The organism is Elizabethkingia sp. YR214, from assembly GCF_003058195.1.
Classification (GTDB): domain Bacteria; phylum Bacteroidota; class Bacteroidia; order Flavobacteriales; family Weeksellaceae; genus Elizabethkingia.
The window spans coordinates 69,328-93,399 of record NZ_QBUH01000003.1 but is presented as its reverse complement, the minus strand read 5'-3'; the positions used below and the strand labels follow the sequence as shown (position 1 = coordinate 93,399).

The 24,072-nt window shown below is 35.0% G+C and carries 24 protein-coding genes; 12 read left to right on the top strand and 12 right to left on the bottom strand.

Annotation, left to right across the window (positions count from 1 at the left end):
• Positions 1-51 precede the first annotated feature (51 nt).
• Complete coding sequence (locus C8J95_RS06480) at positions 52-1,827, bottom strand: ComEC/Rec2 family competence protein (RefSeq protein ID WP_107807664.1); 1,776 nt, start codon at positions 1,825-1,827, stop codon at positions 52-54.
• Positions 1,828-1,924: 97 nt separating this feature from the next.
• A complete protein-coding gene (gene lpxB / locus C8J95_RS06475) occupies positions 1,925-3,025 on the bottom strand; it encodes a lipid-A-disaccharide synthase (protein WP_107807663.1) in 1,101 nt (366 codons plus the stop codon).
• A 140-nt stretch (positions 3,026-3,165) separates the two neighbouring features.
• Here lpxB and C8J95_RS06470 point away from each other — a divergent pair, with 140 nt between their 5' ends.
• The 3 genes from C8J95_RS06470 to C8J95_RS06460 all read left to right on the top strand — a co-directional run bounded on the left by C8J95_RS06470 (position 3,166) and on the right by C8J95_RS06460 (position 4,912).
• Positions 3,166-3,678 (top strand): DUF2480 family protein, encoded by a 513-nt coding sequence (locus tag C8J95_RS06470; RefSeq protein ID WP_078403350.1) that lies wholly within the window; start codon positions 3,166-3,168, stop codon positions 3,676-3,678.
• Between the two features lie 32 nt (positions 3,679-3,710).
• Entirely contained in the window at positions 3,711-4,331 is a 621-nt protein-coding gene (locus C8J95_RS06465; protein WP_255412737.1) for a DUF937 domain-containing protein, read from the top strand.
• 125 nt (positions 4,332-4,456) lie between these two features.
• Entirely contained in the window at positions 4,457-4,912 is a 456-nt protein-coding gene (locus C8J95_RS06460; RefSeq protein WP_107807661.1) for a GNAT family N-acetyltransferase, read from the top strand.
• Positions 4,913-4,994: 82 nt separating this feature from the next.
• Here the strand turns inward: C8J95_RS06460 and C8J95_RS06455 are convergent, their stop codons facing one another.
• From C8J95_RS06455 to C8J95_RS06430, 5 genes are all read right to left on the bottom strand, one after another.
• Positions 4,995-5,981 (bottom strand): D-cysteine desulfhydrase family protein, encoded by a 987-nt coding sequence (locus tag C8J95_RS06455; protein ID WP_107807968.1) that lies wholly within the window; start codon positions 5,979-5,981, stop codon positions 4,995-4,997.
• Between the two features lie 44 nt (positions 5,982-6,025).
• Complete coding sequence (locus C8J95_RS06450) at positions 6,026-7,135, bottom strand: S9 family peptidase (RefSeq protein WP_107807660.1); 1,110 nt, start codon at positions 7,133-7,135, stop codon at positions 6,026-6,028.
• 31 nt (positions 7,136-7,166) lie between these two features.
• Positions 7,167-7,781, bottom strand: coding sequence for a porin family protein (locus C8J95_RS06445; protein WP_107807659.1), 615 nt, complete (start codon positions 7,779-7,781; stop codon positions 7,167-7,169).
• A gap of 187 nt (positions 7,782-7,968) precedes the next feature.
• Positions 7,969-8,964 carry a sensor histidine kinase gene (locus C8J95_RS06435; protein WP_107807657.1) on the bottom strand — a complete coding sequence of 332 codons (996 nt, stop codon included), beginning with the start codon at positions 8,962-8,964 and terminating at the stop codon, positions 7,969-7,971.
• 11 nt (positions 8,965-8,975) lie between these two features.
• Positions 8,976-9,725: a LytTR family DNA-binding domain-containing protein gene (locus C8J95_RS06430; RefSeq protein WP_107807656.1), complete on the bottom strand. Its 750-nt coding sequence runs from the start codon at positions 9,723-9,725 to the stop codon at positions 8,976-8,978.
• A gap of 274 nt (positions 9,726-9,999) precedes the next feature.
• Between C8J95_RS06430 and C8J95_RS06425 the strand changes: the two genes are divergently transcribed.
• The 7 genes from C8J95_RS06425 to C8J95_RS06395 all read left to right on the top strand — a co-directional run bounded on the left by C8J95_RS06425 (position 10,000) and on the right by C8J95_RS06395 (position 15,390).
• Positions 10,000-10,545 (top strand): DUF2975 domain-containing protein, encoded by a 546-nt coding sequence (locus tag C8J95_RS06425; protein ID WP_107807655.1) that lies wholly within the window; start codon positions 10,000-10,002, stop codon positions 10,543-10,545.
• A 3-nt stretch (positions 10,546-10,548) separates the two neighbouring features.
• Positions 10,549-10,752, top strand: coding sequence for a helix-turn-helix transcriptional regulator (locus C8J95_RS06420; protein WP_107807654.1), 204 nt, complete (start codon positions 10,549-10,551; stop codon positions 10,750-10,752).
• 86 nt (positions 10,753-10,838) lie between these two features.
• Positions 10,839-11,192 carry an ankyrin repeat domain-containing protein gene (locus tag C8J95_RS06415; protein ID WP_107807653.1) on the top strand — a complete coding sequence of 118 codons (354 nt, stop codon included), beginning with the start codon at positions 10,839-10,841 and terminating at the stop codon, positions 11,190-11,192.
• The gene (locus tag C8J95_RS06410; protein WP_107807652.1) at positions 11,189-11,374 is read left to right on the top strand and encodes a hypothetical protein; all 186 of its coding nucleotides are present in this window, start codon (positions 11,189-11,191) and stop codon (positions 11,372-11,374) included. The genes C8J95_RS06415 and C8J95_RS06410 overlap by 4 nt, the downstream gene beginning before the upstream one ends.
• A 129-nt stretch (positions 11,375-11,503) precedes the next feature.
• Positions 11,504-13,258, top strand: a complete 1,755-nt coding sequence (gene aspS / locus C8J95_RS06405; protein ID WP_107807651.1) for an aspartate--tRNA ligase — start codon at positions 11,504-11,506, stop codon at positions 13,256-13,258.
• Positions 13,259-13,293: 35 nt separating this feature from the next.
• Positions 13,294-14,388 (top strand): DUF6438 domain-containing protein, encoded by a 1,095-nt coding sequence (locus tag C8J95_RS06400; RefSeq protein ID WP_107807650.1) that lies wholly within the window; start codon positions 13,294-13,296, stop codon positions 14,386-14,388.
• Positions 14,389-14,454: 66 nt separating this feature from the next.
• On the top strand, positions 14,455-15,390 hold the full coding sequence (locus tag C8J95_RS06395) for a dihydroorotate oxidase (RefSeq protein WP_107807649.1): 936 nt from the start codon (positions 14,455-14,457) through the stop codon (positions 15,388-15,390).
• A 61-nt stretch (positions 15,391-15,451) separates the two neighbouring features.
• Here the strand turns inward: C8J95_RS06395 and yajC are convergent, their stop codons facing one another.
• Genes yajC through C8J95_RS06380 form a run of 3 tightly spaced genes read right to left on the bottom strand, consistent with a single transcriptional unit; the run spans position 15,452 to position 17,314 of the window.
• Complete coding sequence (gene yajC, locus C8J95_RS06390; protein WP_059156720.1) at positions 15,452-15,862, bottom strand: preprotein translocase subunit YajC; 411 nt, start codon at positions 15,860-15,862, stop codon at positions 15,452-15,454.
• A 28-nt stretch (positions 15,863-15,890) separates the two neighbouring features.
• Positions 15,891-16,388 (bottom strand): DUF1573 domain-containing protein, encoded by a 498-nt coding sequence (locus tag C8J95_RS06385; RefSeq protein ID WP_107807648.1) that lies wholly within the window; start codon positions 16,386-16,388, stop codon positions 15,891-15,893.
• 20 nt (positions 16,389-16,408) lie between these two features.
• Positions 16,409-17,314, bottom strand: a complete 906-nt coding sequence (locus C8J95_RS06380) for a transcription antitermination factor NusB (protein ID WP_059343495.1) — start codon at positions 17,312-17,314, stop codon at positions 16,409-16,411.
• A 108-nt stretch (positions 17,315-17,422) separates the two neighbouring features.
• Between C8J95_RS06380 and C8J95_RS06375 the strand changes: the two genes are divergently transcribed.
• Positions 17,423-19,111 (top strand): ABC transporter ATP-binding protein, encoded by a 1,689-nt coding sequence (locus C8J95_RS06375; RefSeq protein WP_078403344.1) that lies wholly within the window; start codon positions 17,423-17,425, stop codon positions 19,109-19,111.
• A gap of 108 nt (positions 19,112-19,219) precedes the next feature.
• Positions 19,220-19,561: a DUF3276 family protein gene (locus tag C8J95_RS06370; RefSeq protein WP_009085547.1), complete on the top strand. Its 342-nt coding sequence runs from the start codon at positions 19,220-19,222 to the stop codon at positions 19,559-19,561.
• Between the two features lie 84 nt (positions 19,562-19,645).
• On the opposite strand, the gene C8J95_RS06365 is transcribed toward C8J95_RS06370, so the two are convergent.
• Together C8J95_RS06365 and C8J95_RS06360 are read right to left on the bottom strand one after the other, a co-directional pair.
• Positions 19,646-21,010: a RagB/SusD family nutrient uptake outer membrane protein gene (locus C8J95_RS06365; protein ID WP_255412736.1), complete on the bottom strand. Its 1,365-nt coding sequence runs from the start codon at positions 21,008-21,010 to the stop codon at positions 19,646-19,648.
• A 10-nt stretch (positions 21,011-21,020) separates the two neighbouring features.
• Positions 21,021-24,068, bottom strand: a complete 3,048-nt coding sequence (locus C8J95_RS06360; RefSeq protein WP_107807647.1) for a SusC/RagA family TonB-linked outer membrane protein — start codon at positions 24,066-24,068, stop codon at positions 21,021-21,023.
• Between the last annotated feature and the right edge of the window lie 4 nt (positions 24,069-24,072).

The following is a 24,072-nucleotide window of genomic DNA, read 5'->3' as shown; positions in this document are numbered from 1 at the left end:
AATGAGATTCATCATTAAACCTTAGTTTATATTGAATCTAAATAATTAACATTATTTAACAGATTTTATCTCATTTCTATATTTCAACTGATCAAATTCCTTAGTGTTAAAATAAATAATTTCATAATTCTTAATTCTCCGGGAAACGACATAAGGCTTAACTAAGTAATTTTCAATCTTATTTTTATCCAGATTATCAGCAAAAAAGAAGACAACTTTGGCATTTTTTCTGACAGAAAAAATCTTCTGATTAAAATATTGATGACTTAAAAATTCTTCTTTATGAAAAGCATGAATATTTAGCCCAAATCTCAACAAAAAGAAAAAACAAACTACAAAACAAAACTGAAGCACTCTCCTATTCCTTTTTTCTTTTATCAAAAACCTCAGCAAATACAATAGAACAAAAAGTAATATAGCTTCAGGTAAAGACATTGGTATATCATCAAAAAATAAAAAATCTGCCTGAGCAAAAAAATGGATGAGTTTTAATAAATGAATTATCAGCTGGTCATAAAGAAAATTAATCACAAAAACATCTCCAAAAAAATTCAATACAAAAACCATTAACAGGGAAAAGACAATAATGATTTCAGAAAGCGGAACTACAACCAGATTCGCAACAATAGAAACTAAAGAGAACTGATGAAAATAATACAAAATAAGTGGCAAGGTTATTAACTGTGCTGAAAGTGTAACACTGATTACCTGAAGAAAAAAATCATGAACATTATTTCGGGCTTTTGGCAGACATTTTAATATAGGTTGATTTAACCAATAAATTCCAAATACCGCCAGAAAACTCAATTGAAAACCTACATCAAACAACTGTTGAGTATCTGCAATCAAAATTATCAATCCCGACAACGCCATGGAATGTAATAAATCTGGTTTTCGTTGTAAAAGCACCATAACATAATAAAATGTAAGCATAAGGCAGGATCGTACAACTGAACTTCCGTAATCAATGAATACTGCAAAAATCCATATTAATATCAGACTTATTATGACAGCAATGTTTTTGAATTTTAACGGAATGCATCTTTTCAGAATAAGCATTAATAACCAGAAAATAATCACCATGTGAGTTCCGGAAATTGCTAAAAAATGGACAAGACCCGTTTTAATAAAATCCACTGATACACCCGCATCCATATCGGTTCTGTCTGCCAAGATGATTCCTTTCAGAAAATCTCTGGATTCAATGGAAAGTGCTGAGTCATCAATACGTTGCAAAACATCAAGTCGTATCTGCTTCACTCTATCAGCTAACAATGTATTTTTTACTCTGGCTACAGGCTCTTCTTTTGAATAAATCTGATAAGCCACATTATTCCGCAACATGTATTTCTGATAACTGAACTGGTAATCGTTCTGCGGAGGTTTAATCTTATTGATATAGTAAATTCCTGAATAAGCATGTGTAAAATCTAATCCATTTTTATCCTTTGTCAGACTATAAACAGCATAAAAAGGTTGCACCAGTTTTTCTTTTCCACTGATTGCAGATACATATATAATATAGCGTCTGTTTTCTTCCGAACTATTAAGCTTCTTTACAATCTGAAAATTAATTACCTGCTTTCCCTTAAAGTCAGAAAGGTTTTTATCCGGAGTATTAAAAGAATGTGAAAGCTGTCCCAGAAAAATAAAGAACAGCATAAATGCTATAGCTTTTCCCTTTTTAAAACAAAAAGAAATCAGTGCGCAAACTACAACAACAAGCATAACAAATACTGCAACGCTTTTGTCTGCAAAAAATTCATCTCCAGCGAAAATTCCAATTGAGAAAGAAATGAAAAGACAGAAAACTGGCTGTTTTTTCATTGACAATCATTTTAATTAAACTTGGTTTCAATACATTTGAACTTTAAATTTAATTAAAAAAATAAATAGAAAAGTGAATTGTATAGGAAAAATAAAACTATTTAACAATAATATTTGCGGCTTCATCTGAAGCCCCGGCACCACCAAGCCTCTCACGAAGGATATAATATTCATCCAGAATCCGTTCTCTGTTCGCTCCGGAGAGAATTAAAGAAAGTTCATTTTTTAGATTATCTGTGGTCAGCTCTTTCTGAATCAATTCTTTTACAACTTCTTTATCCATAATAAGGTTAACCAGGCAAATATATTTTATATGCTTAACAAGTCGCTTAGCTATTTCATAAGAAATCTGACTACCACGATAGCACACAACCTCCGGAACATTTAGCAATGCTGTTTCCAATGTTGCAGTCCCTGAAGTTACCAGAGCAGCTTTGGAAGACCTTAGAAGATCATAAGTTTTATTAGAAACAAAATGTACCTGATCATCTACATACTGCTCATAGAATTCTTTTTCCAATGAAGGTGCTCCTGCAATTACAAACTGATAGTCCGGAAAGAATGGTCGTACAGAAAGCATAATTTCCAGCATCTTCTCCACTTCCTGCTTTCGGCTACCAGGCAATAAAGCAATTATTTCTTTGTCTGTAAGGTCATTTTCAGTCCTGAATTTTTGTATATCCAGATCAGGTAGATTATGTATAGCATCTAGTAATGGGTGCCCAACAAAATGAGCATCTACCTGATGTTTTTTATAAAAATCTTTTTCGAAAGGCAGGATTACCAGCATGTCGTCCACATACTTTTTAATGATTTCAACACGCCCTTCCTTCCATGCCCACAACTGTGGTGAGATATAATAAACAACCCTTATTCCGAGCGATTTAGCAAACTTGGCAATACGTAAATTAAATCCCGGATAATCTATCAGTACCAAAACATCGGGTTTGTAATCCTGAATATCTTTTTTACACAATTTGATATTCCCCAGAATTGTTCCAAGATTCTGAATAACTTCAGCAAATCCCATAAATGCCAAATCCCGGTAATGCTTTACTAATGTTCCGCCTTGCGCTTCCATTAAGTTTCCGCCCCAGAACCTAAATTCTGCGTCAGCGTCTTTCTTTTTAATGGACTTCATAAGATTTGAACCGTGTAAATCTCCGGAAGCCTCTCCGGCAATAAGGTAATATTTCAAAGGTAATCAGCTATTAGATGTTATTCATTCAGATATCCATTATGTAAGCATTCCTCATACTTAATTGACAGTATCTAAATCTGGTATTATTTTCTTCTAAATTAATTTGACTTAATTTTGTGTAAAGATAAAAATAAAAAATGTCAGAAGAATTTGAAATTCGCAATAAAGTAGCTGAGAACACTAGTCTGGTTAATTTTGACCTGGCAAGCCTGCAACCCAAAGGAAAAAGAATCGGCATCGATATAAAAAACTTCCTTTTTCAGGAGCTTATTTTAAGGGAAAAGGATTTTCGCCAAATGATTTCAGATCTGGATACTGAGCCATATAAAGATTGTTATGTATACATCTACTGTTCTGTAGATGCTATTGTTCCACTATGGGCCTATTTCCTTCTTGGAGACAAGCTAATGTCCTCTGCTAAAAAAGTAGTTTATGGCTCGCAAAAAGAACTGGAACTACTTCTTTTCCATGATGCAATTCAGCAACATGACTTTTCCGAAATGCAGGACAAAAGAGTTCTGGTAAAAGGATGTTCCGATTTTAGCATCCCGGAAAACGCCTATGTAGAATTGGTAGAAAAGCTTCGCCCTATTGTAAAATCCCTGATGTTTGGGGAGGCTTGTAGTAATGTTCCGATTTTCAAAAAATAAATGCCGAACTCATATTATTTTTTTTAAATTCGTTGAGTAAACAACAAAATAAAAACACTATGAGTTTATTAGACCTTATTACAGGTAACACCGGCAACCAGGTTGCTGAACAAGCTGAAAACAAGATGGGAATCAGCAAAAGTCAGATTATTGCACTATTGGCAGTAGCCGCTCCTTTAGTAATATCTTATCTTAGAAATAAATCTAAAAATACAGCTGACGCTGAGGCTTTAAATAATGCATTAGATAAAGATCATGATGGCAGCATTTTAAATGATCCTAGTCAGGCTCTAAACAGACAAGATGAAGGTGGCTCCATCCTGAATCACGTTTTTGGAAGTGACAAACAAAATGTTGAGAACCAGCTTTCTCAAAGTACAGGTATCTCTATGGATAAAATAGGTCCGGCATTGGCAATGCTTGCACCAATTATTATGGGATATATCGGACAGCAAAAACAAGCTAACAATACTGGAGCTGGTGGTCTTGGTGATTTATTAGGAGGTATTATGGGAAATGCAACTAACGAAGCACAGGCTTCTTCCGGAAACTCAATCACTGATCTTTTAGGAAGTGTTTTAGGTGGAGGTAACCAACAACAAGGGCAAAGCGGTGGCCTTGGAGGACTACTTGGAGGTTTATTCGGCAAGTAATTATTCTTAACCACATATAAAAAACCGGGACAGAGTCTCGGTTTTTTTATCACAACTACTCACCAGAGCAACAAAAACCATATTATCGAGTCAAACAAAGATTATAACAAGTAAATAAGCCAAACATGGAAATAATATTAAAAGAAGTAACAGCAGACAACTTCTATGACGTATGCCTCCTTACCACCAATGAAAATGGAGTCCCTACTTTTGATGAAGAATTTATTTGTTGCAATGCAGTATCAATTGCTGAGTCAAAATATTACCCGTTATTACAACCACAAGCAATATACAGCAATGAAAACCTGATTGGTTTTATTTTATCCGGTCCATATTTTAAGGATAATGATAATTTTTGGGTACTCAGATATATGATCGATTATCAGCAACAAGGTAAGGGATATGGAAAAAAAGCATTTCTTACCTTTATTGAACAGGTAAAAAGTGATGGCAATATAAAAAATATCTACATCGGTCTGGATCCGGATAATCCGCGGGCAACTTCACTCTATACTTCCGTAGGTTTTGAATTTACAGGGATACAAAAAGACGGGGAAGAAGTTTACAGACTGCAGTTATGATTCCGATAAGTAACAAAATTGCTTTTCAATAAAAAAGACTGCCGGAGCAGTCTTTTACTTTATAAAAACTAATTGCAATTTATTAAGGCATACCTCTCAACTCTTTTGCAAATTTGAAAACAGCAGGTAAACCTCCGGTATGCCAGAATAAAATATTGGAATTTTCCGGGATTTTTTTCTTTCTAAGGAAATCTAACATGCCATAGAATGCTCTTCCTGTATAAACCGGGTCTAAAAGAATTCCTTCATTCCTGGCCAGTTTATCAATGGCATCAACTTCATTAGCCGTTAAAACACCATATCCTGCCTTATCATAATCTCTGTTAAGTTTAATCTCTGAAAATTCATCTTTTTTATTGATACCCAATTCTCCCGTTAAATCTTTTACAATATCAGAAACTACATCCTCTAAAGGAACTCCATTGGTTTCGTCTTTATCTATACTAATTGGGATGAGTTCTGCATTCAGATCATACAATTCTTTTCCAACAGTTAAGCCGGCCTGCATGCCGCCCGAACTGGAAGCAAAAAATATATAATCTATTGATATTTGTTTTTCAGAAAGCTGCTGTTTTAATTCCTTTACAGCATGTACAAATCCCAATGCTCCTGTAGAATTTGAACCACCATAAGGAATTATAAAACATTTATTCCCTTCACGTTCCAATTTATCTTTTAAGAGTTCTTTATCTTCTCCCTTCCTGTTTTTGCCTGTAAAGCATATTGTTGCTCCAAGCAATGAAGATAATAAAAGATTACCATCATAAATTTCAGGCTCATCACCTCCCAGAAGCAAATGGCATTTCAGTCCCATTTTAGCACAAGCTGCAGCAGTCTGTCTGCAATGGTTTGATTGTTGAGCCCCTGCGGTAATCACAGTATCACAACCTTCATCTAATGCCTTTTTTATTAAAAATTCTAATTTTCTGGTTTTATTTCCTCCTGAAGCCAATCCGGTATTGTCATCTCTTTTTATGAAAATGTTGTAATCAGGATATATATTCGACAGATTTTCCAGCTTTTGTAATGGGGTGGGAAAAAAGCCTAAATCTATTTTTTTTTCATTCATATTTTTATTTTTTGGCGTTTGTGTAGATGTGCCACTTTTATACTTTACTTTATCTGTAAATTTAACCAATCCAAAACTTCTGCCAAAGCAATTGGTGAATACGTCTGCTCAATACGTTGATATTCCTGAAGTGCACCTGTATCAGATTCCTGAAACAAATGATTCAAATCCTGTATTTCTTTGATTGTTATATTTTTGTTTTTGGCTTTTCTCAGTGCCTTCTTTATAGCTTTTAAATTCTCTTTTGGTGTAATTTGAAGATCTTTCTCCCCGTTAAGAGCTAAAACCGGAATTTTTACTTTTTCTAGTATGGGCTTAGGATTATATTTGATAAAATATTGCATCCAGGGAGTTGTATAAGCATCAACCTGTGAGTTGATGAATTCATCGTCGGTCATACCCTCATTCATTCTTAAATTCGGATTTGCACTTAAAAATTTCTTCAAATCACTTCTCAAATCTATTTTCAACTGCTCTATATCAGACGATCCTTTTACAACATCAAATATTTCTCTATTAATTCTCTCTGTTCCCCTTATTTCTTTCTCACTTTTTCCAGATGCTTTTGCTATCAGTCTCTGTTGTATTAAAAGTATCTTATCTCCGGGAATTCTTGGGCCTCCGAGCATTACAATAAATGCTACACCTTTCGATTTTACAGCGACTAACGGAGCAATCAGACCACCTTCACTATGCCCTATTAAACCTATCTTTTTCTGATCAATCTCTTTTCTTGTTTTTAGATAAGCAAGGGCACTTTCCACATCGGTTGCCAAATCTACAGATGTGGCGCTTTTAAAATCACCCCCAGACAAAGCTGTTCCCCGATCATCATAACGCAAAACAGCAATTCCGTTCCTTGTAAGGTAATCTGACAAAACAAGAAACGGTTTATGTCCTGCTAATTCCTCGTTCCTGTCTTGTGGTCCGCTTCCGCTAATTAAAATAACTGCCGGAAAAATACCTTCCTTTTTCGGAAGTGTCAAAGTTCCGGCTAAATTTATTCCGGCTTGTTTGTTTTCAAAAGTAATATCTTCTGAATAATATGGATATGGCTCCTGTGGCTCCTGTGGCCTGTTTGGCTTTATATTCTGTGCAAAAATAAAAGATGAGGACATTAGAATAACAATCCATACTGGAAGTATTTTTTTCATTTTTTAAATATTTTTATGTTCATGATAAAATTTATAAAGTATATCCGATTCCCAGCCCAAAAGACTGACGTTTCATATCTAAGGTATTTTCCATTACCCCTATTCCATATTGAGATATATATGAAGTATTGATCTGAAAGCGTCCAAAACTATATCCAAGCATGGCAGCAGCTCCATAATTGAGACATTTCATTGGCGCTTTCCCTTCTGCATCTTTATTATACATATCCATATGATCTATTTTAGCATTTATCCCGTAACCGATGTAAGGCCCTACCCCAAAAAATACTTTTCCTGTTCCCAGATTAAATTGAAAAACACCATAAACAGGCAATTCCAGGTCATAGGATTCTAATTTTGATTTTTCAGCAGTGAATCTATTCTCCATCTCAGAATTTCGGTAATGAACCATCAAATCAGTTTGCAGACCAAACCACTTCCCAAAATGATATTTTAAAAACCCTCCGACAGAACCTCCTAATTCCGGAGAACTTTTTGAATATATGCCCTCCGAACCATTCTTGTAGAATGTAGAATTGATTTCACCTTTAAATCCCAGAGACAGTTTTTTCTGGGCATTTACCGCATTTGAAACCATAAGAAATGCTATTGTAGCAACAACTGATAAAATCACACGCTTCTTCATTGTGGAAAATTTGAAATAATTATTATGCAAAATTGTTGATCAGAGATACATTGCAGAAGCATTTTCAGACAAAGTTGAGTATCGACAGGATGAAATTCATTTTCCAGAGGATCAAATCCTCCATAAAAAAGAAACCATTGTTCAATCACTGGCAATGGGTAAAAAACAGATAACTCCAAGCTTGAATTTAATCCAAAAACGGCATTTTGACTATAAACTCTGTTTCTGTTTTTATAATATCAATAGTTTTGTTGTATAGCGCATATTGATTTTGCAGGTTTGTTAACCCTACACCACCACGGTCAGCTGTTTTCCTGAGCTGAAGTAAATTAGATACTATAATTCCTTCTGCAGATATTTCAATATGAACCATTAGTTTTTGTCCGGAAGTAGCAATATTATGTTTTACAGCATTTTCCACCAGTAATTGTAAGCTTACGGGGATTACTTTTCTGTTAAGTTCTGTATTCTTTCTGATTTCTATAAGTAAATTGTTTTCAAACCGAATTTTTTCCAGATATATATATGAGTCCAGAAAAGCCAGTTCTTCTTTCAGGGTAACTATAGGATGCTCATTTGTTAACAATAAATAACGGTAGACACCTGACATTTTTTTTGCAAAAAGATTAGTTTTCTCTGCATCTTCATAGGCCAGAGATGATAAAATATTCAGACTGTTGAATAAAAAATGAGGATTAACCTGTGCTTTTAAAGTTTCATATTGATATTGAATCCTCTCTTTTTCCATAACTGCAATTTTGTTTTCAGAACTAATCTGCCGTTGGTTATAGAAGAATATTTCAATTAATAATACGACAATACTATTCCATAGAATAATAAAAATAGAAGATTTAATAATCTGCGGATTACTATCAAAATCTGGAAGACCTTTAATGATCATATTACCCAAAATTATTACCACTACAGAAAACAATGAGGATATAAGTAAGTCCAATGTAATATGAAAATAAATATTGCGTATTTTCAGGTATTTGTAAATAGCATTAACAATGAAAAAATCACCAGATGCAATAAGCACACATGGCAGCAGATTGATTAAAAAAAACTGCAAAAAATCGCCTTCTTTCCCTGTCAATGTTTTAAACACATAGAAAAAGAAAACCAATAGTATTGCAACTATAAGTACAAAAGCAATGATATGTTTTTTATCCGTTGTTTTCATTGTTTTCAATTCTATCCGTCTACCCATTTCAGAAAATCTGAAACCCTTTCACGGCTGACTAAGATTTCGTGCGGACAATTCGGCTCAAATATAAGCTTCAAACGACTGTTGAAGTATTTGGAAATTTTCTTTATAGAAGTAATATTGGCAACACAATTCCGGGAAACCCGAAAAAATAATTTTTGATCTAAAAGTGTTTCTATTTCTGCCAAGGTATAACCAACAACATACCTTCTGTTGGAAAGCGTATGTAGAAAAACTACTTTTTCTTCACTATAAAAGAAAGCAATTTCGTTGATGTGTATATGCTCATATGTATCACCAATTTGAACAAGGAAACGATTTTTCTTGTGATTTCCCAGTAATACATCTTCTATTTTTTTATAATCAAAAGCAACTCCTTTTCCTGTATTCTGCTGTTGTAACTTTTTCAGAGCAGCTGCTAAATGTTCCTCTTCGATAGGTTTCAATAAATAATCAATACTATTTAATTTGAAAGCCCGAATAGCATGCTCATCATAAGCAGTGGTAAAGATAATTGGTGCTGAAACATGAACTTGTTCAAATATTTCAAAGCAGTCTCCATCGGCCAGATGGATATCCGAGAGGATCAGATCTACCGAATTATTTTTGAGAAAAGAAACAGTCTCTTTTACAGATTCTATCCTTCCTGCCAATACATATTCAGGGCAAAGCCGTACCATCATTCGCTTTATTTCTAAATAGGCAAATCGTTCATCTTCTACGATCAGGTATTTCATGTCTTAAATCATCTATGGTAAAAATACGGATTGTTCGTTACCATCAAGTGAATTTTAAGACTGAATTTAGAATTGGTGGTATGAACTACCTTATGATTACTATGAATTATCTAGCCTTAAATTATAAAATACCAGGAGTTATGTATAAAAATTCTCGTTGGTTATATAGTAGTTCAAAGTAAATTAAGCAATATAATTTTTATTATTTTAAATAATATTTTTATCGTATTAAGATAAAAATTTATACATTTGCGATATAATTAAAGTATTAACTATGAAAATTATTGGCAAAAACTCAATACTATACTGGCTTCGAATCCCATTTCTTATTTATTCGGCTGGCTTTATTCTTATGAGTATATGGATTTTTATTCTGATAGGTACATATTCTATAACAGATAAAACAAATCAGTTTATCTCAAAAAGCTATTTAGAAAATTCAGATATTGAATCAGTAAAATTTCATTATCCACTCCTAAAAATGACATTATCTACAGAAGATTCTTTTGAAGGAATAGGAATAGCCTTTTTAGGATTACTTTCTATTTGTTTCATTCTATATATGGCTATACAAATTGTAAATCAACTTTCTAAAGACAATATTTTTGTCGGAAATGCTGTAAAATATCTAAAAATTCTAGGTTATGGAACATTGGTTTTTGGAGTTTTACAATTAGTTTTTGATATAACTGTCACTCCAAAAAAATACGACTTTACATCTCCGTTTTTTTTAACATTAACAGGAACTGTTCTTCTTCTTATAAAAGAAATTTTTGTGAAAGGAAAATCAATACAAGAAGAAAACGACCTAACAATCTAAACTATGCCTATAATAATCAATGTAGATGTAATGTTGGCAAAACGCAAAATGCAGTCTCAGGAGCTTGCAGAAAAAATAGGCATTACACAAGCCAATCTTTCAATACTGAAAACAGGGAAAGCCAAAGCTATAAAGCTCTCTACTCTGGAAGCTTTATGCAAAGCCTTAGACTGCCAGCCAGGAGATATATTAGAATATAAACCATAAAATACCTTATCAATTATGAAAAAATTCTTTTAATAGTAACTATTACTTTCGGTTCCCTTTCATCTGCGCAGGAACTCTCCAATGACATGAAGCACATGTTACAGTACGACAATACTGGCAACTTCTCACAGATAGTTAACAAAGAAAACATCAACAAATGCTATTCTCTTAAAGAAAGTTCTTATTCACTCCTCTCATTAGCTATCAAAATGCAGAGCAAAGAGCTATTCAATAAACTTATTGAAGAAAAAGCAGACTTAAACCTTATTTGTGATGATAAATCCCCATTAATGTTTGCAGCTAAATATGGGGCTACAGATTTTGCAAAAAAATTAATGGAAAAAGGAGCTAATAAAAGTATAACTAATAAAAAAGGGTACAAAGCCTACGATTATGCTATTAATTACAAATTTCCGGAAATTGCAGCATTACTGAAATGATATCAAATCACCATTTTAAAAATAAAAAACAATCGGCTTTGGAGGCTTTCCAATTGCTGATCTGGAATGCTTATGTACAGAAAGTATGTCAACCGGACACAGAAATAGTAGATGGTGATAATTTCAAAGACCTTTCATACGACAAGAAAATCATCGCAGTGCTTCAATGGATTAAGCAATAATAAAAAAGCCTTTTGGAAGTAAAATTCTAAAAGGCTTTTTTCTTTAAATTCCGTATCTTTGCACCTGAAAAATTCCGCCAGGCTAATTACCTGAGTGAAACCAAAAAATCAAATTTTAAATACAATAAAATGTTCCGAACGCACACCAACGGAGAATTATCTCTGAAGAATCTAAACGAAGAAGTAACACTTTCAGGATGGGTACAGACTATCCGTGATAAAGGTTTTATGATTTGGATAGATTTACGAGATCGTTACGGAATAACTCAGCTTGTTTTCGATCAGGATCGTTCTTCTGCAGCCTTATTAGAAGACGCAAAAAAACTGGGGCGTGAATTTGTAATTCAGGTTACCGGAAAAGTAATCGAAAGAGCTAGTAAAAACCCTAAAATACCAACCGGAGAAATTGAAATTCTGGTTGAAAAATTAACTATTCTGAACAATTCCGAACTTCCTCCTTTTACTATCGAAGATGAAACGGATGGTGGTGAAGAACTGAGAATGAAATACCGTTACCTGGATATCAGAAGAAATCCGGTGAAGGATAAATTAATCTTCCGTCACAAAATGGCTCAGAAGGTAAGAAACTATCTTTCTGACCAAGGATTTATTGAAGTAGAAACACCGGTTCTTATTAAATCTACACCTGAAGGTGCAAGAGATTTTGTTGTACCAAGCAGAATGAATCCGGGACAGTTTTATGCATTGCCTCAATCTCCGCAAACCTTTAAACAACTACTGATGGTTGGCGGAATGGATAAATATTTCCAGATTGTAAAATGCTTCCGTGACGAGGATCTAAGAGCCGACAGACAGCCGGAATTTACCCAGATAGACTGTGAAATGGCTTTCGTAGAGCAGGAAGACGTTATGAATATATTCGAGGGTCTTACTCAGAATTTATTGAAAGACATTGCAGGTCAGGAATTTGGAAAGTTCCCGAGAATAACTTTTGCAGAGGCTATGAAAAAATATGGTAATGACAAGCCGGATATTCGTTTCGGAATGGAGTTCCATGAACTAAATGATCTTGTAAAAGGTAAAGATTTTAAAATCTTTGACGAAGCAGAACTGGTTGTTGGTATCAATGTAGAAGGTTGTGCAGAGTACACGAGAAAACAAATTGATGAATTAACCGACTGGGTAAAACGTCCACAAATAGGCGCTACAGGTATGGTATGGATAAAATATCAGGCCGATGGCGTTGTAACTTCTTCTGTTAACAAGTTCTATAACGAAGAGGATTTAAAGAAAATTGCAGAAGAATTTGGTGCTAAGCCCGGAGACTTAATGCTTGTACTTTCCGGAAACGAGAATAAAGTAAGAGCACAGTTATCTGCACTAAGAATGGAATTGGGTAACCGCCTTGGACTAAGAAAAGGAAATGAATTCGCCCCGCTTTGGGTTATTGACTTCCCGCTTTTAGAATGGGATGAAGATACACAGAGATACCACGCAATGCACCACCCTTTTACTTCTCCTAAGCCGGAAGATATCCATTTACTGGAAAATGAAGCAGGAAAAGCAAGAGCAAATGCTTATGACTTAGTTATCAACGGTAACGAAATCGGCGGCGGATCTATCAGAATCTTTGATAAAGATCTTCAGGCTCAGATGTTCAGTCTTCTTGGGTTCACACCGGAAGAAGCAGAAGCTCAGTTTGGCTTCTTAATGAATGCCTTCAAATACGGAGCACCTCCACACGGTGGCCTGGCTTTCGGATTTGACAGGCTTGTAGCTGTATTAGACGGAAATGAAGTAATCAGAGATTACATCGCCTTCCCTAAGAATAACAGTGGTCGAGATGTAATGATCGACGCTCCGGCATCAATCGCCAATGAGCAGCTCGATGAGTTAGCATTAAAATTAGATTTAAAATCATAAATTAGAAGCGAGGTTTTTTCATCCTCGCTTTTTTTATGAGGTTAATTTTAGCAATATTATTTCTGTCTTTTATTTCCTGTAATAAAAATACCGTAGATACAAATTTACTTATCGGAGAATGGGAATTTAGTCCTCCGAATCCTGAATACAATGAGGATTCTTCAGTAAGCACAAGCTATTACAGATCAGATATAGCCTTTAAGAAGGACTCTGTGTTCGTTATTAGTGATGGCTTTTTTAGGAGAAATGAGAAACAAAATTTATACTTAGGAGACGATTCCAAATATTATGTAAAAAAGGATAGCTTATATATACTCGCTCCAGATACCAAACGCTATTATTCCCGTTTTATTTACAAACTTACCAAAGACACTCTTGCATTTCAAGATAAAGATTCTTCTATCTATTATTTTAAGAAGAAACCAATTAGAAAAGCAGATAAAACATCTTTAAATCAGATTACAGTTTCATTAGGAGCATGCTTCGGAGACTGTCCTATTAATTCAACATCTATAGATGACAAGGGGAAACTTATATTCTATGGAGAAGCATATAATACCCAAGATGGTTTATTTATCAGTAATCTTGATCCTGCTACTTTCAGAGAAATAGTTCACGAACTTAATGAAGCTAAATTTGAAACATTAAAAAATGATTATGGAGATTATAACGTAACAGATTTACAAAGTGCCAGTATTAGTTTTATTAAAAATGGCCGAATTTATAAAACTATTTATGACTATGGAAGATCTTCACCAAAAGCATTAAGACGTATTATTAATAAAATAAGCTATTTATATCAAACAAAAAAATTAAATCCTGTAGATTATCAGTACCCAATCATTTCATCTCGTTTTAATAAAATATCACTTCTGGACTCTGAATCGTTTTACCTTCAGACTTTAATATTTGGCTCACAGCCTACCCAATCAAGTTTTACTCCTAAATATTACAATACCTCATTCCTAATAAAATCAGAAAATTACAATGATGAGGAATATGATAAACTAAAGAGAAGTGTTGAAACTGATGGTAGGTTTTTTAAAATTCAGGATAAAAATAAAAATTTCACAACATTTGATTTAGGATACAATTTCTTTGACAGAAACGAAGTTTTTAAAAATAAATAGCTTTTCTCAGAATTAGAGAATTGATCTTATAATCCTTAACTTTGCAATGTCTAATAAAAGTAAAAAATGAATCTTACCTCCCGAATTGCCAATTACGAATTTGAAAATCCATTCATGAACGCTTCCGGCGTAATGTGTTATGACGAAATGGAACTGGATCAGTTACTAAGATCTTCTGCAGGTGCTTTTGTAACTAAAAGTGCTACACCAGATTTTAGAGAAGGGAATCCAAGCCCTAGATATGTAGATGTGCCTTTAGGAAGCATTAACTCCATGGGATTGCCTAATAAAGGTTTTGATTTTTATCTGGATTTCTCTCTTAACTTTCAGAATGAAAATCCGGGAAAAATCAATTTCATCTCGATTGCAGGAATGTCTATGGAAGATAACCTGGAAATGCTACAGAAAATAAATGATTCCGATTTTAAAGGAATTACTGAATTAAACCTTTCTTGTCCTAATGTACCTGGGAAACCACAGGTAGGTTATGATTTCGAAAGAACAGAGGAGGTTCTAACCAAAACTTTCGAATTTTTCCAGAAACCAATCGGTGTAAAACTTCCGCCATATTTCGATATTGCACACTTCGATCAAATGGCAGAAATCCTAAATAAATTCCCACTTCAGTATGTTAACTGTATCAACTCTATCGGAAACGGACTTTATATAGATGTAGATCACGAAGAAGTTGTAATTAAGCCAAAAGACGGATTCGGAGGAATTGGCGGTGCTTATGTAAAACCAACAGCACTGGCTAACGTAAGAGCTTTCTATACAAAACTAAACAGTGATATCGCTGTAATCGGGTGCGGAGGAGTAGAAAACGGAAAAGATGCTTTTGAACATTTACTTTGTGGTGCACAGATGGTACAAGTTGGAACCCAACTGATGAAAGAAGGTACTGGCGCTTTCGACAGAATACTGGAAGAACTGAAAGCAATCATGCAGGAGAAAGGTTATACCAGCATAGAAGACTTCAGAGGTAAGCTGAAAAGCTTATAATAATAAACTAAAAACGCCGCAGACAAAGTCTGCGGCGTTTTTTATATCTGTAAAGAAAAAATTATTTAGTTTCTGTTTCGTCAGTAACTGTAACATTTTCTTTTTCCTCCTTCGCTACTTCTTTTACTTTATTTTCTTTTGGAGTTTCTTTAGCAGCAGGTGCTTTTTTATCTCCAAAACGAGCTTCAGTAAATTCTCTGGAAATTGCAGCTCTTTCAAACTTTAATTTACCAGACATTGTTTCAATGATCACCCCGTCCTCCATTACATTTACAATCTTACCGTGCATTCCTGAAGTTGTAACAACTCTGGTTCCCGGTTTTATAGATTCCTGAAAGTTCTTTTCCTGTTTTTGTTTTTTCATTTGCGGACGCAGCATTAGGAAATAGAATCCAACCAGCATTACAGCCATCATGATGAACATCATAGAACCTCCACCTTGCTGTTGCGCCTGTAAAAAAATTGTTAGCATATTATGGGTTTAATAGATTAATAAAAAATTATTTGTTTATAACATTAGCTGAAAAAGTAAGTACTACCGGAGACTTTTCTGTATTGGTATATACCTCAGCATATTTGTTTTGTAATCCGTCGAAAGAACTGGAATCAAATTTAAGCGTTACTTTTCCTTTTTGTCCCGGAAGAATAGGATCTTTAGTATACTCCGGAGCAGTACATCCACATCCAGGTTTTACTGTAGAAATTACCAAAGGTTTATCTCCTGTATTAGTCACAGTATAAGTATGCTCTACATGATCACCTTTTTTAACATCCCCAAAGTTGAAATTATTTTCTGAAATTGCCAGAGTCGTTAACGGAAGCTTCTTAGCTTCTGCAACTATATCCGCCTGTGTTTGCTCAGCAGCGAGGGGTTGTAATCCCGATGTACTCAAAGCAGACTGATCTTCTGAAACAACCAGTTTTTTTTCTTCTTTTTTACATGCTACCACAGCCATGGCAGAAAAAGAAATCATCAATAGGTAGGTAAGTCTTTTCATGTGAAAGGTATTATTTTATTCTATATTCTTGAATTGTCTTTGGCATACTTATCCAGGATACCATTAATGAATACATTAGATTTGTCAGAAGAGTATACTTTTGCAATCTCTATGTATTCGTTTATAATAATTGAAGAAGGAGTCAATTTAAATTCATCCATTTCGCTAAGCGCTGTAATAAGGATTACTTTATCCATTAAAGAAACTCTTTCCAGATCCCAGTTCTGAAGTCTTTCCTCTAGTTTCTTCTCTGTATGATCCCAGTTAAGTGCAGTCTGAGCTAATAATGTTTTAGCAAAGCTCTCATCATCATAATTTTTAATAATCTTGATAAGAGTATGAGTCTCCTGCTCTGGCTTCATAAACCCAATTGTTTTCTGGATTAATGAATTTGCAATATGAATGTCATCTGCCCATGCCATCTCTTTTCCTTCTAAGAAATCATGAAGATCTTCATTTTCCGCAACATAACGAAGAAAAAGTTTTCCTATGAATTTCTGATCATCTTCAAAGCTACTATCAGCCGATTCCATATAATCTTTATATCGTTTTCCGGCTTTTATTCTCTGGTAGGTTTTTACAACAAGGTCATCATTCGTGTCCCACATCAATTGTTTGTTGCTTGCAGTATACTCTCCTCTTTCATCGTTTTCAATGATTTGAAGCAATATTTTATTTTCAACAAACTTCAGATTGGGATTAGCTTCCTCTTCAGATTTAATGTATTTTCTTTTTCCGATTTCAATTTGCTCTTCAGCTAATTGATGAATTGCGACCAAAAAGTTAAGCTCATAGACATATAAGTCATAGATTTTGCTTATTTCTTTCATCATATTTTTCAGAACTACATCGACACTTTTAGGGTTTTGCTGATATGCATAAAGCGTTTGCACTACTTTTTCGCGGAGCTGTCTTCTTCCTACCATTTCAAAGAACTTAAATTTAAGGCACAAATTTACGCATTTCTCTTTGCATAAAAAACCTTAATTTTGTCATTCGTAACGGAACGTTTTTAAATAAACAAAATTCAGAAGTTGAAAGCACTAAAAACACTCAATCCCTATTTCTACAAACATCGTGTATTACTGGCTTGGGGATTACTTTTCATTATACTCAGCAATTTTTTTGCTATTTATAAAGTACAATTTATCGGAAAATCCGTCAATGTCATTCAAGAAGTACTGACCAATAAGCATATATCTAAAGATTCTTTGTTCAAGGCTTTACTTATTAATGCAGCTATTATTGTCGGCAGTTCTGTATTATCGGGCTTCTTTACGTTCATGATGAGGCAGACTATTATTGTAGCTTCCCGCAGAATCGAATATGAGCTGAAGAATAAAATTTACACTCATTATCAGAATCTCTCTCTGACTATTTTCAAAAATACAACCATCGGAGATTTAATGAACCGATTGAGTGAAGATGTTGTAGCTATACGTATGTATCTTGGTCCAGGTGTAATGTATGTGGTAAACTTATCAGTATTACTGATTATTACAACCACTTATATGCTGCTTACTGATGTACGTATGACGATATGGACACTAATCCCACTTCCTATTTTGTCTTTTGTTATATATAAGGTAAGTTCTATCATCAACAAAAAGTCCAAAGTAATGCAGAAAAGTCAGTCTGCAATTTCAACTTTTGTTCAGGATAGTTTCTCGGGAATCCGTGTCGTAAAATTCTTTAACAAGGAAAAGTATATTGAAAAGAATTACAACAATAAAGTTGGAGATTATATGGTAAAAGCTTTGGATCTAGCAAAGACTGAAGCCTACTTTTTCACAATTATTCTTTTTGTTATCGGACTTCTGAATGTAGCCATCCTTTATATTGGGGGGGAACAATACATCAGTGGAAAAACATCTGTCGGGACTATTGCCGATTTCTTCATGTACATCAACATTCTGATTTGGCCTTTCAGTATGGTAGGCTGGGTAACGTCTGTTAATCAGCGTGCGGAGGCTTCCATGCAACGTGTCAATGAGTTCCTGGATATGAAGTCTGAAATCAGAAACAGCAACCACGACCTTTATAACATTACTGGTGATATCGAATTCCGTAATGTAAGCTATACTTATCCTAACACTGGCATTCAGGCTTTAAAGAATGTAAGTTTTAAAGTTAAAGCCGGAGAATCTTTAGCCATTATGGGTAAAACCGGAAGTGGTAAATCTACTATTGCATTACTCCTATGCCGCTTACTAGATCCGGACAGTGGAGAAATTCTGATAGATGGCAAAAATCTAAAAGAACACAATCTTGGTGTTTATCGTGAGAATATTGGTTTCATCCCTCAGGAAAGTTATCTGTTTTCTGATACTATTGAGAATAACATCGGATTTGCAATAGATAATCCAACAAAAGCTTTAGTCGAGGAATTTGCTAAGGTAGCTGATGTACACAAAAACATCGTTGGCTTTAAAGATCAGTATAATACGATGGTTGGGGAGAGAGGTGTAATGCTGTCTGGCGGACAAAAACAAAGGATAAGCATCGCCAGAGCATTGATTAAAAAACCTAAAATTCTGATTTTTGACGACAGCCTTTCTGCATTAGATACCGAAACAGAGGAAAACATCTTACGAAATATTGAAAAGGAAATTAAACAAACAACATCTATAATCATCACTCACCGTGAATCCAGCGCCAAAAATGCGCATGCAATTCTTCATCTAAATGATGGCGTAATTACTGATTTCGTACGTGTTCAATAAATTTTCATTACTGATAACAAGGTAATTAACAATAATTAATAAAAATTCTTTGATATTCAGAATATTCTTCTATATTTGTTAACGCACGAATCTTAAAATGTTAGAACAATGAGCGATTACAAGGAACGCCAGGAGAATGAGATTTTCACAAAAGTGTTAAAGGCAGGTAGAAGGACTTATTTCTTCGATGTGAGAGAAACAAAAGCAGGAGATTATTACCTGACAATCACAGAGAGTAAAAAGAATTTCTCAGAAAATGGAGAAGCAAGCTTCGAGAAACACAAAATTTACCTTTACAAAGAAGATTTCAAAAGTTTTTCAGAATTATTTAATGAATCAACAAACTTCATCCTGGATGAAAAAGGAGAAGAGGTTATCTCTGAAAGACATAACAAAGACTACAAAACAACTACTAATTCTTTCACAATAGATACTGACGAAGAATTATAGAAAGAATTTCAAAACAAAGAGACAGCCCGTGGGCTGTCTCTTCTTGTTTAAAAGTATAATTGAAAAATATGAAGACTGAGCTTCTTATTTCAGATTGGGATTGACAATAGTCTCCTTCAACGGGATGAGTAAAATATAAGCTCTGTTACTACTGCTTAATTCACTCTGATCTCCCTCGGCAGCCAGATCTTTTTCCAACCTTTGAACCGGGAGCTTTAATCTTTTCAGGTCATAATAGCGATGTCCTTCATAGGCCAACTCCAGATATCTTTCATTCAGGATGGTATCCAGATCAATAGCACTCAGTTGTCCACCATTGCTAATTCTATGCTTTCTCAGTTCATTAATATCTTGTAGAGAAGCATCTTTTCTGTTCAGGAAATAATTGGCTTCAGCACGGATTAAATACATTTCCGATACACGGAAAACTTTAATATCATTTACCTTATCACTAAAATCATTCCCGGGATATTTATTAATAAGATCTTCTTCTGCATTTTCATCTTTACTGAAATTACTTAAGCGGATATCAGAATCTGTATAACTGTCCATTAATTTATAAGAAGGCTGAAAGAACCTACGTCCAGCAGCATAATCCTGCCATAGCGTATTTGGTCTCAGTTTATTGTCATTACTTCTCTTCAGACGAAAGACTACTTCCGAAGGAGATTTATCCTTCCAAAGGTTTTCATACTGGCTTATATCTGATAACTGAAACTGATTGATAATTTGAGTTGATTTCGCCAGAGCAACAATATAATTTTTCTGGTACAATGCGACTCTTGCTTCCAAAGCTGTAACTGCATTTTTATTCATCCGGAAATCTACAGTTTCATCTACATCTTTTGCTCTTTCCAAATCCAGCCATAAATATTCATAAAATTTCGACAAACTGATTTTACCAGGTTTCTTATTAACATCGGTATCTGTAATATAAGGAATAGTTAAAGCCTCATTACCGTCGGCATCAGATGCACCAAAATTTCGGTGTAACTCAAAATGTACCATTGCTCGCAATCCGTATAATTCTGCAACTAAAGATTTTTGCTTACCTCTCTCCTGTTCATTCCGGGCCGGTACTTTAGCTGCATTTTCCAGAAGCAGATTAATACTGTAAATATCTGCATAGTAGTTTTTCCATGCTTTTAGCAAAATATCGTCTTCGGAAGTGTACTCCCAGCGGTTCAGTAAGTTTCCGAAACCATTTACACCATTATTTTGAGAATTCAGACGACATTCATCAGCCATCACAGATCCTATAAGAACACTATATTCAGGAGAATAAAGGCTGTAACTACCCAATACCCCCTTTTCGAAATTACTCACAGAGGAATAAACTCTCTCTGTATCCAAAGCATCCTGTGGATCTACATCCAGCACATTATTACAACTTACCATACTTATACCCAGACAGGCATACAGCATTACTTTTAATATATTTTTACGCATTTCTTATCATTTAAAATAAAACATTAAAGCCTAATGTAATTGTCCTTGGCAAAGGATATTCATACTGATACCAGTTGTTATCATCTTCAGGATCCTGCCCTTTCCATTTTGTCCAGGTCAACAAGTTTTGTCCCTGAGCAAAAATGTTTACCTCTTTAAAGACTTTGTTCAGACTGCCTAAATCTTTCAGTTTATAATTGATACTAACATTTCGAAGTTTTATATAATCCGCAGATTGTAATTCCCGATCTGTCATATATCTTGCATACTGAGCTCCCGGATTTTGGCTTATATCCCCGGGCTTCTGCCACATATTCAGCATATCAGCGGACTGATTATAAATTCTGTAGTTAGGATCAGCCGAGGTTTTGTACAACTCGGCTGTATTAAGTCTGTACATTCCTTTCACAAAAGTAAATAAGGCATTAACCTGAAGGTTTTTATAAGTAAATGATGTTGTTATTCCTCCCTTAATTGGTGGATCATAGGATCCTTTAACCATTACAGCATTTTCCGGATTATACTCTTTGGTTACAGCACCACTTTTATCATAATACAATGGTGCTCCGGTAGCAGGATCTACCCCTGCCCATCTTACCATATAAAAATGCCCCAGAGCTGAGCCTACACTGTGTATAGAGTAATTTTCTGTAACAATCTCATCTTCGGAACCCAGACTCAGGATTCTGTTCTGATTGTATGCCAGATTAAGTCCCAGGTTCCAGCTAAAATTATCATTTCTGAAGACGTCTCCGGATAAACGAAACTCTACCCCCCTATTTCTGATTTTCCCCATATTGTCCGCAATAGATTCAAAACCAGATGTCATAGATAGATTCCTGTTGATAAACAGATCACTCGTCACCCTGTTGTACAGGTCAACTTCTCCGATAATTCTGTTTTTAAATAATCCAAATTCTAATCCTACATCCGATATTTTGTTCATCTCCCAGTTATAATTGGGATTACCCGGAGATATCGGAATAAAAGCAGTATAACCACTATAATGCTGAGGTTTGTATAGCTGGCGATAACCAAAATCACTGGCAAAACCACTCGCGTTTCCTGTTAGTCCATGGCTTAATCTCAGCCTAAGTGTACTTAAAGCATCCCAATTTTTCAGGAATTCTTCGTTCTTCATATTCCAGGTTGCCCCGAAAGCATAAAAATATTTATACCTGTTTTCTGAGGGAACTCTGGAGGATCCATCACGTCTGATACTAGCGGATAAAGTAAATCTGTTTGCATAAGAATATCTAAGCATTCCTAATTGTGATACTAATATATTTTCGGAAGCACCACCACTTATTTTTGGAATAAAATTATTGTCTGATGTCCCGGGTGTAATTCCTCCCGGAGTATTTTCCAATCCGGGTATAAGTCCATAGCCTGTAAAGCCATCGTAGTTGGTACTGTATTTATTGAACTCGGCAAGAGCAATTGCCTCTACTTCATTTGCCCCCCATCTCTTTTTATAATTGAACCCAAAATTGGCCATGTAGGAGGTTTTCTGTGTATTAATCCTTTCATAGAGTCCCTGCCCACCAGGATCCACCATACTTCCGAAGTATGTATCCGGTTTTATAATTCTGGTAAACCTTGTCTGCTGATGGTTTACCCCCAATGTGCTGGTCAGCTTCAGATTTTTAGTAATTTCAAATGAAAGGTTAGATGATAATACTCCCTGAAGTTGCTTCTCTTTTCGGCTAATATCCTGATACATGGTTAAAGCATTTGCTCCAAACCGATTTACGCCTGGTGTAAGATTTCCATCCTTATCATATGGTTTCTCATATGGCATTGCAAAATAAAGAGATGCCACAGGATTGGTTTCGCTTACATCAAAATCGGATTCAGAAAGTTGCGTTTGCCCTCCGGTTAAATTAAGATTAAAAGAAGAAGTAAAACGTCCACTCTTATGATTTACTCCGCTATTAATATTAAATCTTTCAACTCCGGAATTTGGTAATACACCTTCTTGTTTAAAATAGGAAAGCGATGAATAATGATTGGTCTTTTGATCGCCACCACCCATACTTAGGTAATGGGAATTGGTAACTCCGTTTCTTAAAAGTAACTTTCTCCAGTTTGTATTTGTTGCCCGCAAATCTGCTAACTTCTGATCGCCTTCTGTATAATCGGATTCCGTTTTCGCAATTTTCTGTCCGTTTACAATTTTATATGGATTTTTTCTGGAATACGCCCAGCCAGGAAAATTTGGATCCTGCAGAATTTCTTCAAATTCTAATCTCTGGGAACTGTTCATCATATCCCATTTCTGATTATTTACAGAAGATATTCCGAACTGATTCTGATAAAAAAACTGAGAATGTCCTTTATCATTATTTTTTCCTTTTTTAGAAGTAATCTGTATTACACCATTTGCTCCTCTGGAACCATATTGTGCAGTTGCAGACGCATCTTTTAGTACCACTATATCTTCATAGTCTAAGGGGTTAAGTACTGCAAAAACCTCCGGACTGATAGGCATTCCGTCCAGTATATATAATGGATTCGTTTTATCATCCTGCACAGAACCAATCCCCCGGATCGTTACTCTGCCAATTGCTCCCGGTTGTCCGGAAGGAGAAGCTACATGCAATCCCGGAACCTGTCCCTGCAATGCCTGATCTAATGAAGCAACCGGGGTCTTTGCAATAACTTCGGCCTTTATGCTAGACACAGCGCCTGTTGTCTTAGCCTTAGACTGTCTTGTATACCCAGTTAGTACAACGCCTTCCAGTTGTTTTGTTTCGGGTGACAGATAGACACTGTCTGGTAGCTCTCCTGCACTTAAAGCAATATCCTGAGCAATATAACCTTCTAATGAAATAACATAGGTCTTCGGATCTGTTTTAACTTCAATTGCTACTTTTCCATTTCCGTCCGTTACTATCTCCTTTCCTGTTGCTGTATCTTTAATACTTACATTGGACAAAGGCTGCTGAGTGGTTTTATCCCGCACAATAATATCATGTACAGATTCCTGAGCCTTTAGTGTTGCTGTTATCCCGAGAAAGAAAACTGCGGCCAGAATCATTTTCCTGTTTCCGAACATATTT

Coding starts and splice junctions, on each gene's coding strand:
- C8J95_RS06480 (WP_107807664.1), bottom strand. CDS start 1,827: ATGAAAAAACAGCCAGTTTTCTGTCTTTTCATTTCTTTCTCAATTGGA.
- C8J95_RS06470 (WP_078403350.1), top strand. CDS start 3,166: ATGTCAGAAGAATTTGAAATTCGCAATAAAGTAGCTGAGAACACTAGT.
- C8J95_RS06460 (WP_107807661.1), top strand. CDS start 4,457: ATGGAAATAATATTAAAAGAAGTAACAGCAGACAACTTCTATGACGTA.
- C8J95_RS06455 (WP_107807968.1), bottom strand. CDS start 5,981: ATGAATGAAAAAAAAATAGATTTAGGCTTTTTTCCCACCCCATTACAA.
- C8J95_RS06450 (WP_107807660.1), bottom strand. CDS start 7,135: ATGAAAAAAATACTTCCAGTATGGATTGTTATTCTAATGTCCTCATCT.
- C8J95_RS06445 (WP_107807659.1), bottom strand. CDS start 7,781: ATGAAGAAGCGTGTGATTTTATCAGTTGTTGCTACAATAGCATTTCTT.
- C8J95_RS06435 (WP_107807657.1), bottom strand. CDS start 8,964: ATGAAAACAACGGATAAAAAACATATCATTGCTTTTGTACTTATAGTT.
- C8J95_RS06430 (WP_107807656.1), bottom strand. CDS start 9,725: ATGAAATACCTGATCGTAGAAGATGAACGATTTGCCTATTTAGAAATA.
- C8J95_RS06425 (WP_107807655.1), top strand. CDS start 10,000: ATGAAAATTATTGGCAAAAACTCAATACTATACTGGCTTCGAATCCCA.
- C8J95_RS06420 (WP_107807654.1), top strand. CDS start 10,549: ATGCCTATAATAATCAATGTAGATGTAATGTTGGCAAAACGCAAAATG.
- C8J95_RS06415 (WP_107807653.1), top strand. CDS start 10,839: ATGAAGCACATGTTACAGTACGACAATACTGGCAACTTCTCACAGATA.
- C8J95_RS06410 (WP_107807652.1), top strand. CDS start 11,189: ATGATATCAAATCACCATTTTAAAAATAAAAAACAATCGGCTTTGGAG.
- aspS (WP_107807651.1), top strand. CDS start 11,504: ATGTTCCGAACGCACACCAACGGAGAATTATCTCTGAAGAATCTAAAC.
- C8J95_RS06400 (WP_107807650.1), top strand. CDS start 13,294: ATGAGGTTAATTTTAGCAATATTATTTCTGTCTTTTATTTCCTGTAAT.
- C8J95_RS06395 (WP_107807649.1), top strand. CDS start 14,455: ATGAATCTTACCTCCCGAATTGCCAATTACGAATTTGAAAATCCATTC.
- yajC (WP_059156720.1), bottom strand. CDS start 15,862: ATGCTAACAATTTTTTTACAGGCGCAACAGCAAGGTGGAGGTTCTATG.
- C8J95_RS06385 (WP_107807648.1), bottom strand. CDS start 16,388: ATGAAAAGACTTACCTACCTATTGATGATTTCTTTTTCTGCCATGGCT.
- C8J95_RS06380 (WP_059343495.1), bottom strand. CDS start 17,314: ATGGTAGGAAGAAGACAGCTCCGCGAAAAAGTAGTGCAAACGCTTTAT.
- C8J95_RS06370 (WP_009085547.1), top strand. CDS start 19,220: ATGAGCGATTACAAGGAACGCCAGGAGAATGAGATTTTCACAAAAGTG.
- C8J95_RS06365 (WP_255412736.1), bottom strand. CDS start 21,010: ATGCGTAAAAATATATTAAAAGTAATGCTGTATGCCTGTCTGGGTATA.
- C8J95_RS06360 (WP_107807647.1), bottom strand. CDS start 24,068: ATGTTCGGAAACAGGAAAATGATTCTGGCCGCAGTTTTCTTTCTCGGG.